The organism is Silicimonas algicola (genome assembly GCF_003970735.1).
GTDB lineage: Bacteria > Pseudomonadota > Alphaproteobacteria > Rhodobacterales > Rhodobacteraceae > Silicimonas > Silicimonas algicola.
In genome coordinates, this window is record NZ_CP034588.1 from 1,269,739 (window position 1) to 1,282,908 (window position 13,170).

Sequence of the window (13,170 nt, forward strand, 5' to 3'; positions counted from 1 at the left end):
AATCGGTGTATCGCGCTGGATGATTCGGCGCGGGGCGAATCAGGACTTTTAACGCGGGAGTGGCTGCATGGCTGCCAAGGACACCAGCGACGAGCAGAAGACCGAGGAGCAGGAAGGCGAAGTCGTCCTCGACCTGAGCCAGGCCGCCGTCAAGAAGATGATCGGCGACGCCCGCACCAAGGGCTACATCACCTACGACCAGCTCAACCGTGTCCTGCCGCCCGACCAGGTCTCCTCCGAACAGATCGAGGACGTGATGTCGATGCTCTCCGAAATGGGCATCAACATCATCGAGGACGAGGAGGACGCCGACGAGGATGGCGAGTCGACCGAGGTCACCCAGGCCTCGACCTCGCGCGAGGTCACCATCTCGCAGGCCGAGACCGAGAAACTCGACCGCACTGACGACCCGGTGCGCATGTACCTGCGCGAGATGGGCTCGGTCGAGCTTCTGTCGCGCGAGGGCGAAATCGCCATCGCCAAGCGCATCGAGGCCGGCCGCAACACGATGATCGCGGGCCTCTGCGAAAGCCCGCTGACCTTCCAGGCCATCACGATCTGGCGCGACGAACTTCTCAGCGAAGACATTCTCCTGCGCGACGTCATCGACCTCGAGACCACCTTCGGAAGCTCGATGGGCGACGAGGGCGAGGTTGCGCCTGTGGTCGACGCCGCCGGTTCGGACGAGACGCGCCGCAAGTCCGACGAGCCCGAACTCGATGCCGACGGCAATCCGATCCGCATCGAGGACGACGACGACGACGAAGACGCGGCCAACATGTCGCTCGCCGCGATGGAATCCGCGCTCAAGCCGCGCGTTCTGGAAATCCTCGACCGGATCGCGGGCGACTACGGCAAGCTGTCCGACATGCAGGACAGCCGCATGTCGGCGACCCTGAACGAGGACGGCAGCTTTTCCGACAAGGAAGAGAAGAAGTACCAGAAGCTCCGCTCCGAGATCGTCGTGCTGGTGAACGAGCTTCACCTCCACAACAACCGGATCGAGGCGCTGATCGACCAGCTTTACGGCATCAACCGCCGCATCATGTCCATCGACTCGTCCATGGTGAAGCTCGCCGACCAGGCCCGCATCAACCGCCGCGAGTTCATCGAGGAATACCGGGGCTACGAGCTTGACCCGACCTGGATGGACCGCATGGCCGACAAGGGCGGGCGCGGCTGGCAGACCCTGATCGAGCGGTCGACCGACAAGATCGAGGAGCTGCGCGGCGAGATGGCCCAGGTCGGCCAGTACGTCGGCGTCGACATCCCCGAGTTCCGCCGCATCGTCCAGCAGGTCCAGAAGGGCGAGAAGGAAGCCCGTCAGGCCAAGAAGGAAATGGTCGAGGCGAACCTCCGGCTGGTGATCTCGATCGCCAAGAAATACACGAACCGTGGCCTGCAATTCCTTGATCTCATTCAGGAAGGCAACATCGGCCTGATGAAGGCCGTGGACAAGTTCGAATACCGCCGCGGCTACAAGTTCTCGACCTACGCGACCTGGTGGATCCGTCAGGCCATCACGCGCTCCATCGCCGACCAGGCCCGAACGATCCGCATCCCGGTCCACATGATCGAGACGATCAACAAGCTCGTCCGCACCGGCCGCCAGATGCTCCACGAGATCGGCCGCGAGCCGACGCCCGAGGAGCTGGCAGAGAAGCTGCAGATGCCGCTCGAGAAGGTCCGCAAGGTGATGAAGATCGCCAAGGAGCCGATCTCGCTCGAGACCCCCATCGGCGACGAGGAGGACTCGCAGCTCGGCGACTTCATCGAGGACAAGAACGCCGTCCTGCCGCTGGACTCGGCCATTCAGGAGAACCTGAAGGAAACCACGACCCGCGTGCTGGCGTCGCTGACGCCGCGCGAGGAGCGGGTGCTGCGCATGCGCTTCGGCATCGGCATGAACACCGACCACACGCTGGAAGAGGTGGGCCAGCAGTTCAGCGTGACCCGCGAACGGATCCGCCAGATCGAAGCGAAGGCGCTGAGGAAGCTGAAGCATCCGAGCCGGAGCAGGAAGCTGCGGAGTTTCCTGGATCAGTGAGGCTGCTTTACGCCAGTTTGGTCGCTTTCGTTGGCTCGCCAACGTTTGCGGCCATTCAGGTTTTCAAGTGCAGCTTTCCTAAAGAGAAGTTCGAATTCTTTATAACGATTTACGACGACGGTGCGCCCGTTCGCATTGGCGTTGATACGGGTGTTGGAAATCAAGGTGTCTCTTTTGTGGATGAGTTGACTGGGGCAATCTCCGTAATCGATTTCATCGATAAGGGGCGGTTTCCCTCGGCGCTGACTACAATTTTGCCGCAAGGCGACGCCGTTCACAGCCGTCACAGCTTGTCAGTGGATGCACTGATGCTTGAGTCTCAGATGCGTGGTACGTGCGTGATGCGTAGGATCGAATAAGGGTGCCGTAGGCCGGCACTTCACCCCGCCGCCCGCTCCCTCAGCCACTCCGCCAGATCCCCGTCCTCCACGAACCCCTGCGCGCAGTGGACGATCATGGCGCCGACATCCTCTGCCCGCCAAGTGATCTCCACCCCGTTCAGATCAAGGCACGCATCCATCACCCAATGCGCCGTCCGCATGTTGCCTTCTTGGAAGCAATGGCTCCGCGAGATCGCCACCGCATAGGCGGCGGCAACGTCAAACACGTCCTCGACCAGCCCATAGGCCAGACGGTTCTCCACCCGCGCCAAGGCTCCCTCCAGCGACTTGTCCCGCGCCCGCCCCGCCAACTCTCCGGGATTCAGCACCTCGTCGTGGATCGCATCGACCAGTTCGGCCGACAGGAGCCTCATTTGTCCTTCAGGTAATCGAGCACCGGCTGCACCCGTTCACGCGACTGCGCCAGGCTCTCCCGCAGCTCCTCCATCGTCGCGACCTGATGCTCGCCGACCTGCTCCACCGCCTCCTGCGGCACCAGATAGCCCACCACGGCCGAGTTCTTGAGGATCGCCACCGGCTTCCCGCCGGACCGCGCAAGGACCTTGTGAGGTTCGCGCAGTTCCGTGATCGTGGCGATGTGGGGCGTCAGAAGGCGGGCCATGGATGGCTCCATACGTATGAGAATGTATATTAGAATACACGTTTTGGCGTGAATTTCAACCCGGTCTTCCAAAGGCGGCAGGAATGGGCGATCTTCCTTCAACCAGACAGGAGGTGCGACCATGTCCCTATTCTCCCGCCTCTTCGGCGGCGCCAAGGAGCCCTTGCCCGAGCCCGAAACCTACGAAGGCTTCACCATCACACCCACGCCGATCAAGGAAGGCCAACGCTTCCGCCTCTCGGCCCGGATCGAGAAGGACGGCCGTACCCATACCCTCATCCGCGCCGACGTGGTCGAGGACATCGACACCGCGAACTCGATCTCCACCGCCAAGGCGCGTCAGTTGATCGACGAGCAGGGCGACCGCCTGTTCGGCTGAACCGCACCAGAGGAGACGCCATGACCCATCCCGCCCTCGCCGAAGGCAACGTCGCGACCGTCACAGGGGGCGCTTCGGGCATCGGTCTCGCCTCTGCCGTCCGCTTTGCGCGCCTCGGCATGAAAGTCGTCGTGATCGACAACCGCTCCGATCTCCTGAACGACGCGGCGGAACGCCTCCTCGAGGGGGGTGCGCCCGATGTGATGACGGCCTCGACCGACGTCTCGGACCGCGCGGCGCTCGAAAAACTGGAGAGGGAGATCGCCGACCGCTTCGGCGGCACCGATGTCCTGATGAACAACGCCGGCATCCAGCCCGGTTCTTCGATCTGGAGCGACGACGAGACCTGGCACCGCATCCTCGACGTGAACCTCTGGGGCATCGTCAACGGCTCCCGCGCCTTCGGTCCCCGCATGATCGCGCGCGGCAACCCCGGCGCCATCGTCAACACCGGCTCGAAGCAGGGCATCACCACGCCGCCGGGCGATCCCGCCTACAACGTGGCGAAAGCCGGCGTGAAAGCCTTCACCGAGGCGCTGCAGCACGATCTTCGGAATGGCCCCGGCCAGGTCACGGCCCACCTTCTGATCCCGGGCTTCGTCTACACCGACCTCACGAGGCGAGATCGCACCGAGAAGCCGGCAGGCGCCTGGACACCGGACCAGACCGCCGACTTCTTCCTCGACCGCCTGAACGCCGGCGACTTCTACATTCTCTGCCCCGACAATGACGTCAGCCGCGCGCTCGACGAAAAGCGCATGGCCTGGGCCATGGGCGACATCATCGAGAACCGCCCGCCCTTGTCGCGCTGGCACCCGGAGTATGGCGACGACTTCAAGGCTTACGTCGAGAAGGGCTGAGATGGGGAATTTCTACGCCAACTTCTGCGTCAGAACCGAGGATGCGGGCGAGGTCGCCAAGTTCCTGGCCGACGTCGCGGACGAAGGCGTCGTCCTGCCTGCGCAACACGGCTGGACGCTCCTCTCCTCGCGCGACCTCGAAACCATGGACGGCGAGATCCGCGACCGATACGGCGCGCGGCTGTCGCAGGGCGGGACACCCGTCCTTCTCGCGGCCAACCAGGACGACGACATGCTCCTCGTCGTCCTCTACCGCGACGGCGCCTGTGTCGCTTGGGCCGACACCAACCCGGGAGCCTGGAGTGGCGAGGACGAACCGCCGAAGATCGAAGGGGCGGACCGGCTCGCAGCCATCGCGGACGGCGTCGATCCCGCGGACCTCGCCGCGCTCCTGACCGACGAACAGGTCTTTGCCGTCGATACACACAAGGCCCTGGTCCGACTGCTGGGGCTTCCCGATCTCTCGGCCGGGTTCGGCTATCGGTACTGGAAGAATGGAGAATTCGGCGGCGACGGATACCTCGAATTCGGCACCGGATGACGCCGAGCTTCACTCTCACCGTGGCCACCAGCCGCGACGGTTTCATCTCGCGCTCGACCGGCGAACCCCCGCAAGCCTGGGCCAGCGCCGAGGAACAGGCGCTCTTCTTCCGCGACGTCGAGGCGTCGGACTGGGCGATCATGGGCCGCCATACGCATCAGGCCGCGGACCGTCCCGACCGCCGCCGGATCGTCCTGTCGTCCACGGTCGCGGGCTGGCAGCGCCCGACCCAGCTCTGGCTCGACCCCTCGGACCTCACGCCATTCGACCTTCCCGCGCTTGTCGAAGCCGTCCACCCGCTGTCCCGCGGTCTGATCCTGGGCGGCACGCGGGTTCACGAGTGGTTTCTCGCACACGATGCCATCGACCGGGTTCACCTGACGGTCGAGCCTGTGGCCTTCGGGACGGGCCTGCCTATCTTCACCGACCAGGGCACCGGCGATCCCGTCGTGGTCTTCACCTCGCGCGGCTACGCCATCGAAAGCGACGCTCTCCTCAATGCGGCGGGCACGCGCTATGTGACGCTTGAACGGAGGCACCCTGTATGAAATCAGCGCTCGCCGTCCTTGTCTCGGCCACGTCAGCAGCCGCGGACTGCCCGGACCTGACCGTGCTCGCCTGCGACATAGGTGCAAAGCGGCTCGAAGTCTGCGCCGACGCCGCCCGCATCACCTATGCCTTCGGCCCAAAAGGCGCGCCGGAACTCACCCTGTCGAACCCTCTCGACGCCCCCGGCTTCACGCCCTGGCCCGGCGTCAGCCGCACCATCTGGGACGTGGTCGACTTCGTGAACGAGGATGTCACCTACCAGGTGTTCACCTCGACCGAACGCATCCCCGAGGACGAAGCCAGGGGCCCGACCCGCACCGATGCCGTCGTCGTCCTGAAGGAGGAGGAGGTTCTGGCCGAGTTCCGCTGTGACCCAGACACCGTCCAGGGGTCCGTCGACCTTCTCTACGACCATCTGACCGCACACGGCATGTGCTTTGACCTCGGAACCCGCACCTGGTCGCGCTGCCCATGACCGTCCTCACGATCGAGACGCAGGGCCCCGGCCTCTACGAATTCACAGACCGCCTGCATGACCTCGCGCGGGGCGACGGCGTGATGACGGTCTTCGTCCGCCACACCTCCTGTTCGCTTCTCATCCAGGAGAACGCCGACCCCGACGTGCAGCGCGACCTGAAGGCCTTCTTCGACCGTCTTGTGCCGCCATCGGATGCGCCGCCGATGCGCTGGATCACCCACACAAGCGAGGGTCCCGACGACATGCCGGCCCATATCAAGGCGGCAATGCTGCCGGTGAGCTTGTCCATTCCCGTCCTGTCAGGCCGTCTTGCGCTCGGCACATGGCAGGGCGTTTACCTTTTCGAACATCGGACCCGCCCTCACCGCCGAGAGGTCGCCGTTGCCTTCACATCGACTGCGGCATGAGGAAAACCTCGCGCACCGACGCGCGCGGATCGGCCTCGATTGCCAGCATAACGGCATCGGCCACATCCTCGGGCTTCAGCTTGTCGGGCTTGCCGCTCTCGAAGAACGGCGTGTCCACCATGCCGGGGGCGACGACCGTGCAGCGCCCGCCCCACTCGCGCATCTCCTCCGCCATGTTGCCGGCGTATCCATGGACGAACCACTTGCTCGCCCCATAGATCGACCCCGGAATGTGCCGCTTGCCCGCGGCCGATCCGGTCATCACCAGCGTTCCCTTCGTCTTCTTCAACTCCGGCAGAACCGCACCGACGGTCCAGAGAACGCCGAGGATATTCAGGTCGATCATGCCGCGAATGTCGTCCTCGTCTGGCGCGCCCTTGCCCGAGGAGTTGAGCCCACGCCCGGCATTGGCGAAGGCTGCATCGATCCCGCCGAACTGGTGCGCCGCACGTTCGACGGCTTCCGTCAGGTCCGCGGGAGAGGTCGCGTCGCCAGGCAGCACCATGGCCGAGGCGCAGCCGTGCGCCACCTCCTTCAGCTTGTCCTCGCTCCGCGCGAAAAGGGCCACGTTCCAGCCCGCGTCGGACGCCTTTCGCGCCGTCGCGGCGCCGATCCCGGACGAAGCTCCGGTGATGAAGAGTGTCTTGGTCATGTCGCCTCCTGTGAAGCCTGACCAACCCGCAACAGTGGGCTGCGTTCCCCTCCATCATCTTGGGGGTGTCGATTGCCAACTCCCCAAAATCGGGGTACTTCCAAAAAGGGAAGGTGGTTCGGGACGGTGACGACCCGAATTGGCAGGGACAAGGCAGGGAGAAGAGGCGGATGCGCTGCCCGTTTTGCGGAAATATCGACACACAGGTCAAGGATTCCCGCCCCGCGGAGGACCACGTCGCCATCCGGCGCCGGCGATTCTGCCCGGCCTGCGGCGGCCGCTTCACGACCTACGAGCGCGTCCAGCTTCGTGACCTCGTCGTCATCAAGACCAACGGCAAGCGCGAGGATTTCGACCGCGGCAAGCTTGAACGCTCGATCCGCATCGCCATGCAGAAGCGCCCGATCGAGCCGGAACGTATCGACCAGATGATTTCGGGCATCGTCCGCCGGTTGGAAAGCATGGGCGAGACCGACATCCCGAGCCACACCATCGGCGAGATCGTGATGGAGAGCCTCGCGCGGATCGACACCGTCGCCTACGTCCGCTTCGCCAGCGTTTACAAGAACTTCCAGGCCGCCGACGACTTCGACAAATTCGTCAGCGAGCTTCGCCCCGCCGCGAAGGACGAGTGAGCGAGGACCACACCCGCCACATGCGGCAGGCGCTGACGCTCGGGCGCCGGGGCCTCGGCCGCGTGGCGCCTTGGCCGTCGGTCGGCTGCGTCCTTGTCCGGGAAGGCCGCATCGTCGGGCGCGGCACCTCGGACGCCGTTACCCTGCGCCATGCCGAACGCGTGGCGCTGGACCAGGCCGGCGAGGCCGCGCGCGGCGCCACGGCCTACGTCACCCTCGAACCCTGTTCGCACCACGGCCGCACGCCGCCCTGCGCCGACGCCCTCGTCGCGGCAGGCATCGCGAGGGTCGTCATTGCGGCGGGCGATCCCAACCCGCAGGTGGCCGGGCAGGGGATCGCGCGCCTGCGCGCCGCCGGGATCGAGGTCCTGACCGGCGTTATGGAGAAAGAGGCGACGGAACAGCACCTTGGCTTCTTCAGGGTGATGACCGAAGGCCGGCCCATGTTGACGCTCAAGCTCGCCTCGACCCTCGACGGACGCATCGCCACCGCCTCCGGCGAAAGCCGCTGGATCACCGGACCGGAGGCCCGCCGCGCCGTCCACGCCCTGCGGATGTCCCACGACGCCGTCCTCGTCGGCGGCGGCACCGCCCGCGCCGACGACCCCGCTCTGACGGTCCGCGAAATGGGCGCCGACGCCCAGCCCGTCCGCATCGTCGCCTCCCACGGTCTCGATCTGCCGTTCCCCTCCCGCCTCTCGGCCTCCGCAGGCGACGGTCCGGTCTGGCTGATCCACGGCGAAGGGCAGGCCACCTCCGCATCCCTCTCCGCATGGACCGGCGCGGGCGTCCGCTGCCTCGGCGTTCCGGCATCCGGCGGCCGCCTCGACGTCCCCGCCATGATGCAGCGCCTCGCCGCCGAGCGTCTGACGCGCATCTTCTGCGAAGGCGGCGGCAGCCTCGCCGCTTCGCTCCTGGACGCGGGCTTGGTCGACAGGCTGGTCCTGATGATCGCCGGAAAGGTGATCGGGTCCGAAGGTCGGCCCTCGGTCGGCCCGCTCGACCTCGCGTTCCTGACGGATGCACCGACCTTCCAGCTTCGCGACGTCCGCGCCCTCGGCGGCGACGTCATGCAGACCTGGGCTCGCGCCTAGCGCCGGAAGGGCGACACCAGCCCGTGCAGCCAGGCCAAAGCCTTGTTCACGCGCGGCATCTCGACCCCCTCCGCCAACAGCCGAACGGCCTGCTCGGGCGAGATCGGCTCTCCCGTCGCCGGATGGAAATAGCGGGGATAGGCGATGAGACAGGCATGGACCAACTGCGCCAGCGTCACGTCCTGCCCCATCCGGTGCGGGGGGCGCGGTGCAAGATCACGCGTCAATCCGCGCCCCGCATAGAAGGGCATCCCGAGGCAGGTCACCGGGACGGCGCGCAGCAGAGCCTCGAACCCCAGCGTCGAGGTCATCGTCCACACCTCGTCCGCGACGGTCAATGCCTCCGCCGCACTGACGCCGGTCAAAATGACATCGGCAAGCCCTGTGACATCCGCATCCTCCAGGGCGCCGGCCCTAAGCCCGGCCTCCACATCCGGATGCGGCTTATACAGGATGACAGCTTCGGGATTGGCCTCGCGCGCGTGCCGCAACAGGTCGAGGTTCGTCCGGATCTCGCCCGCCCCGTACATCATGGAAGCATCGTCCTCTACCTGCCCCGCGACCAGCACACGACGCCCGGCCGGGACTTCGGGCATAACTTCCCCGATGTTGTATTTCGTCAACTTCTGCGTCCGAATGGACCGGATCAGCCGCTCCGAGCGTCGCAATTCGCCAACGGGAGTCTGACCGGCGGCGTCGATTAGGGCGTCCAGCCGCCCCGCCTCCCGTGCATCGAAGTAAAGCGTCGGTGCATCCAGCACCAGCGACAGGGGAGGCACCAGCGCCGCACCCAGCCCGCGCGACCGCAGGAATCCGTCCTCCATCCGCAGCGCGCCCTCTGGCGCCTCCGCCATCCCCCAGACGACGGCCGTCCGCTCACCGCTCTCAGGCACCGACCGCGCGAACCGAACCGCCACCTCGCGCCCGAAAGCCCGCGACAGATGCGGCCGCTTCCACGGCTTCATCCCGACGGCGACATAGCCCCCTCGATCCTCGCGCCACGCCCGCGCGCGTGCGGCGAGTCCGGCCACGACCTCCTCCACCTCGCACAACCGGTCCGCGACGGGATCGTACCACGTCGGGTAGAGGATCATCGCGGCGGCAAAGAGCTGCGCCCGCGTCAGCGTCCGCGCGCGGCGGGCAGGGGCGTCCTGATCCTGCGTCAGGCCCCATCCCGCATAGAACGGCTGCCCGAAGACACGCGGGCGATGCCCCGCGAAGATCGCCTCGAACCCGAGCGTCGAGGAATGGGTGTAGACAGCGACCGCCCCTTCGAAGAGAACGCGCGGCGCGATCGGACGGCTCTCCAGCGTCACGCGCCCCGTCGCGTCCTCCGCCGTGAAATGTCCCTCGCGCCCGCCATGCCCCGTCTCGGGATGCGTCTTCACGACGATCCGCGCCCCCGGATGCTCTTCCGCCGCGAAGGCCAGCATCTCGAGGAAGGCGGCCCGCCCGGCCCCCATCAGCGCCGCGTCGCCCTTCGTCTGGTCGACGACGACGACATAGCCCGGCTCGGGCGCGGCCAGCGCCGGATCGGTCGCGGAATACTTGCCCACATGCCAGTAGGCGAGGCTGTCCATCGCCTCGCGCGCCCGGTCGAGAAGGGCGGTGTCGTCCAGCGCATGCGTGGCCAGAAGCCGTTCGAGGTCCGACGGCGCGCCGCCGTCGAAATGCATCCCCGTCCGGTCGAGGCACAGCCCCACCGGCGCCTCGCCCCGTACCCGTCCCGGATGGACCGACCGCAGGAACGCATCCTCGACCGTCAGGATCGGCGCCTCCGTCCAGCCCGCGACCGCCTGCGCCCGCCACGCCGTCCGCGACCGCCCCCAGAGCCCGACCCAGTCTCCTTCGCGCGGCAGGCCGGTCGTCACCTCCCAGCCCGCGAGCTCCAGGATGCGCCGAGGCGTGCCCTTCGTCAGCAGCCCGCCGTTGTAAACGCAAAGCCGCCGCCCGAAGGCGGCGGCTTTCACTGTCCCGTCGTTTTTATTGTCTGTCGTCACTCGGTCAGAGACTGGAGCGACGCCGCCGTGCCGACCGGAGCAACGATGGCCTGCAGGATCTTCTGGAACTGGGTATAGGGCGCCTCGGTGACATAGACCGTATCGCCGTCGCGGATGTCGAAGTCGCGCGCCACGAAGACCCCGTTGGGCGACGTCAGGTCGAGGACGTAGACCATGCGCTGCTCGTCCGAGAACTCGCGCCCCAGCACGCGGCCGGCGACTTGCGGCTCCTCGTCGCGGAAGACGAAGATGCCCGTCGGATCGGCGAGTGACGTGTTCAGACCGCCCACGGTCGCCAGCGCCTCGATGGCAGACACGCTCTGCGTCTCGAACGGCACCTTCACCTGAGCGCCGGTGGCGCCGATGGCGGTGTAGAAGCGCTCGTCCTCTTCGACCAGAATGCGGTCGCCCGCGCGCAGCGCGATGTCCAGGCTCGGGTTCTCGTAGAGATCCACCAGCCAGATCGTGCCGGTGTGCGCGCCCCGGATCAGCGTGACCTGCGTGATGTCGGGCGGAAGGGTAATGCCGCCCGCCCGCGCCAGCATGGCCGTCAGCGTGCGCGTCGGCCGCTCGATCGGATAGACGCCCTGAGCGCCGATTCCGCCGATCAGCGACACTGTCGCGCCGTCGCCCGCCATGCGCTGTACCATGACCTGCGGGTCCGGTGTCTGAGCCTCGAGCTTCTCGGTAATGATGCGCCGGATCGCCTCGGGCGTGTTGCCGGCGGCGCGAATGCGGCCCGCGTAAGGCACGAAGATGAACCCGTCGCCATCGACCTGGACCTCCTGAAGCGCCGTGGAGTTCGCCCCCGCTGTCGCCAGAAGGCCGTCGTCGACGTTCTCCCAGATCATCAGGCCCAGCGTGTCGCCCGGCCGCACGGTGTCCGAACCCAGCACGGCCGCGTTGATGAGCCCCGAAGAGAACCCAAGCGGCGGAACGTATTCGGTCGCGCGGGTCACGCTGTCGTCGACGCTGACGATGAAGGCATTGCCCTGTTTCTGAACCGAGCCCGCGAAGATCTCGTTCTTCGTGGGGCCCGTCCTCGGAAGTCCGCATCCTGCAAGCATCGATGCGGATACGCACAGCGCCACCCAACGGGCGCGGGGTCTCGTCGAAAATGTCACTGCTCGGTCTCCTCGACCTTTTTATGTGCCTGCCTCTGGCTATTGCGGCGAGCTTACGCAGCTTCATCCGGAATTTTGACACATTTTGGCAGAGTCAGCGGCTTACGGGCCGAAGGTGTTGCGGTCGCGCCGCAGCGCCGCCCTCCGCGAGACGGGCATAGGGCGACGCCTCGGCGAGCATCAGGTCGGGCACCTGCCGCAACAGTTTCCGTCGCGAAAGGTAGCCGTAATAGCCCCCGGGCACCTGCGAGGTCGCAAGAAGAAACGCCCGATAGGTCAGGTAGGCGGCACGGTCCGGCGCGCGCGGATCCCGGAAGAACTCGGGCAGCGGCTGGTCCGACACGAACTCGGGCTTGCGATAGACGGCGTCGCCGAAGACCTTCAGCGGCAGCCCGCGCCAGAGCGCCTGCTCGGCGGCGGTGGAGTTGACTGTCAGCGCACTCCGCGCCGCGTCGAGAAGCCGCGCGAGCTTCCCGCCCGAGACGAAATGCACACGGCCTTCAAGGCCATGCTCCCCGGCCAGGCGCCGGACGAGGGGACGCAGCGGCTCGCGCCCGTCCTCCAGCGGATGCGCCTTCAGGACAAGGTGATGGTGCAGCGGCGCGCCCGCGACGAAGCCGTGGAACACCCTGTCCAGGAACTCGGCCTGAGTGCGGAAGGGACCATGCGACAGGAAATTCGCATCATGCGCCAGTTGCAGAAGGACAAGGTGATAGGGAAAGCCGCCATGCCGGATCCGCGCCGTCGCCGCCGCCCGCCCCAGGGCACGCGCGGGCGTCTCGAGAAATCGCCTCAGGTGGAGACCGAACTCGCCCCCGACGCCAGGTGTCCGGTGTGGCCGGAACCCCGGATAGCGCCGCGCCCCCAGCATCAGCCGCGCATGATAGGCCGCCCCCCAGGCCATGTGCGCCCCCATGTCGCCCCAGCGGTCCGGCGCCTCGGTATGCACCTGCGCGCCTTCCGCCAGCGACGCCGCCATCTCCGCGACCGTCATCCGCGCCGCCCTCGACCCGGCATTCGCGCCGCCGCGTTCGTAGGTCACCCAGTAGGGCCGCAGATAGCCTTCCTCGAAGACATGCGGCACCAGCCCCTCTGCCTCGGCCAGCGCCAGGGCCGTTCGATGAACGGGGCGGCTCGATCCATAGCAGGCGATGTCCGTCACCCCGAGGCGCCTCACCGTTTCGCCAAGGAAACCCGGGAACGCCTCGGGCGCGTCGCGATAGGCGACATAGCCGCCGCCCCGCCAGAACGCCTCGTCGCCCGCGTTGAACCCGATCCGGTGAACCTCGGCCCCCGCTGCGCGCAGTCCTGCGCCGAGCCCGGCAAAGAACGGCCCGTGCGGTCCCTGAAGGAACAGAAAGACCCTGCGCCGTCCCAAGTTCGCCCCCATGCACCAGTCCTA

16 protein-coding genes are annotated in these 13,170 nt (G+C 66.7%); 10 read left to right on the forward strand and 6 right to left on the reverse strand.

Translation table 11 applies throughout. The features are described from left to right. Window positions 1-67 precede the first annotated feature (67 nt). Together rpoD and EF888_RS06345 are read left to right on the forward strand one after the other, a co-directional pair. Window positions 68-2,047, forward strand: coding sequence for an RNA polymerase sigma factor RpoD (gene rpoD / locus EF888_RS06340; RefSeq protein WP_109760297.1), 1,980 nt, complete (start codon window positions 68-70; stop codon window positions 2,045-2,047). After that, the gene (locus tag EF888_RS06345) at window positions 2,044-2,406 is read left to right on the forward strand and encodes a hypothetical protein (RefSeq protein ID WP_109760296.1); all 363 of its coding nucleotides are present in this window, start codon (window positions 2,044-2,046) and stop codon (window positions 2,404-2,406) included. The genes rpoD and EF888_RS06345 overlap by 4 nt, the downstream gene beginning before the upstream one ends. Before the next feature lie 20 nt (window positions 2,407-2,426). Here EF888_RS06345 and EF888_RS06350 read toward each other — a convergent pair whose 3' ends face one another. After that, a complete protein-coding gene (locus EF888_RS06350) occupies window positions 2,427-2,801 on the reverse strand; it encodes a type II toxin-antitoxin system death-on-curing family toxin (RefSeq protein WP_109760295.1) in 375 nt (124 codons plus the stop codon). Beyond that, the gene (locus tag EF888_RS06355; RefSeq protein WP_109760294.1) at window positions 2,798-3,049 is read right to left on the reverse strand and encodes a hypothetical protein; all 252 of its coding nucleotides are present in this window, start codon (window positions 3,047-3,049) and stop codon (window positions 2,798-2,800) included. The genes EF888_RS06350 and EF888_RS06355 overlap by 4 nt, the downstream gene beginning before the upstream one ends. Before the next feature lie 121 nt (window positions 3,050-3,170). On the opposite strand from EF888_RS06355, the gene EF888_RS06360 reads away from it, so the two are divergent. Genes EF888_RS06360 through EF888_RS06385 form a run of 6 tightly spaced genes read left to right on the forward strand, consistent with a single transcriptional unit; the run spans window position 3,171 to window position 6,263 of the window. Further along, window positions 3,171-3,428 (forward strand): HlyU family transcriptional regulator, encoded by a 258-nt coding sequence (locus EF888_RS06360; RefSeq protein ID WP_109760293.1) that lies wholly within the window; start codon window positions 3,171-3,173, stop codon window positions 3,426-3,428. A 20-nt stretch (window positions 3,429-3,448) separates the two neighbouring features. Then, window positions 3,449-4,288, forward strand: coding sequence for an SDR family NAD(P)-dependent oxidoreductase (locus EF888_RS06365; protein ID WP_109760292.1), 840 nt, complete (start codon window positions 3,449-3,451; stop codon window positions 4,286-4,288). Window position 4,289: 1 nt separating this feature from the next. After that, on the forward strand, window positions 4,290-4,829 hold the full coding sequence (locus EF888_RS06370; protein ID WP_109760291.1) for a hypothetical protein: 540 nt from the start codon (window positions 4,290-4,292) through the stop codon (window positions 4,827-4,829). Then, the gene (locus tag EF888_RS06375) at window positions 4,826-5,377 is read left to right on the forward strand and encodes a dihydrofolate reductase family protein (protein WP_109760290.1); all 552 of its coding nucleotides are present in this window, start codon (window positions 4,826-4,828) and stop codon (window positions 5,375-5,377) included. The genes EF888_RS06370 and EF888_RS06375 overlap by 4 nt, the downstream gene beginning before the upstream one ends. Beyond that, a complete protein-coding gene (locus EF888_RS06380; protein WP_109760289.1) occupies window positions 5,374-5,853 on the forward strand; it encodes a hypothetical protein in 480 nt (159 codons plus the stop codon). The genes EF888_RS06375 and EF888_RS06380 overlap by 4 nt, the downstream gene beginning before the upstream one ends. Then, window positions 5,850-6,263: a secondary thiamine-phosphate synthase enzyme YjbQ gene (locus EF888_RS06385; RefSeq protein ID WP_206508447.1), complete on the forward strand. Its 414-nt coding sequence runs from the start codon at window positions 5,850-5,852 to the stop codon at window positions 6,261-6,263. Before EF888_RS06380 ends, EF888_RS06385 begins: the two co-directional genes overlap by 4 nt. Here the strand turns inward: EF888_RS06385 and EF888_RS06390 are convergent. Continuing rightward, entirely contained in the window at window positions 6,244-6,915 is a 672-nt protein-coding gene (locus EF888_RS06390; protein ID WP_109760287.1) for an SDR family oxidoreductase, read from the reverse strand. The genes EF888_RS06385 and EF888_RS06390 overlap by 20 nt on opposite strands. A gap of 170 nt (window positions 6,916-7,085) precedes the next feature. On the opposite strand from EF888_RS06390, the gene nrdR reads away from it, so the two are divergent. Both nrdR and ribD read left to right on the forward strand, forming a co-directional pair. Continuing rightward, window positions 7,086-7,550: a transcriptional regulator NrdR gene (gene nrdR, locus EF888_RS06395; RefSeq protein WP_109760286.1), complete on the forward strand. Its 465-nt coding sequence runs from the start codon at window positions 7,086-7,088 to the stop codon at window positions 7,548-7,550. Then, window positions 7,547-8,644 carry a bifunctional diaminohydroxyphosphoribosylaminopyrimidine deaminase/5-amino-6-(5-phosphoribosylamino)uracil reductase RibD gene (gene ribD, locus EF888_RS06400; protein ID WP_282957640.1) on the forward strand — a complete coding sequence of 366 codons (1,098 nt, stop codon included), beginning with the start codon at window positions 7,547-7,549 and terminating at the stop codon, window positions 8,642-8,644. The genes nrdR and ribD overlap by 4 nt, the downstream gene beginning before the upstream one ends. On the opposite strand, the gene EF888_RS06405 is transcribed toward ribD, so the two are convergent. From EF888_RS06405 to EF888_RS06415, 3 genes are all read right to left on the reverse strand, one after another. Further along, entirely contained in the window at window positions 8,641-10,614 is a 1,974-nt protein-coding gene (locus tag EF888_RS06405; protein WP_109760285.1) for a capsular polysaccharide biosynthesis protein, read from the reverse strand. The two genes, ribD and EF888_RS06405, sit on opposite strands and share 4 nt — an antisense overlap. A 26-nt stretch (window positions 10,615-10,640) precedes the next feature. Then, the gene (locus EF888_RS06410; RefSeq protein ID WP_109760284.1) at window positions 10,641-11,711 is read right to left on the reverse strand and encodes a polysaccharide biosynthesis/export family protein; all 1,071 of its coding nucleotides are present in this window, start codon (window positions 11,709-11,711) and stop codon (window positions 10,641-10,643) included. 151 nt (window positions 11,712-11,862) lie between these two features. Continuing rightward, a complete protein-coding gene (locus EF888_RS06415) occupies window positions 11,863-13,158 on the reverse strand; it encodes a capsule biosynthesis protein (protein WP_109760283.1) in 1,296 nt (431 codons plus the stop codon). Between the last annotated feature and the right edge of the window lie 12 nt (window positions 13,159-13,170).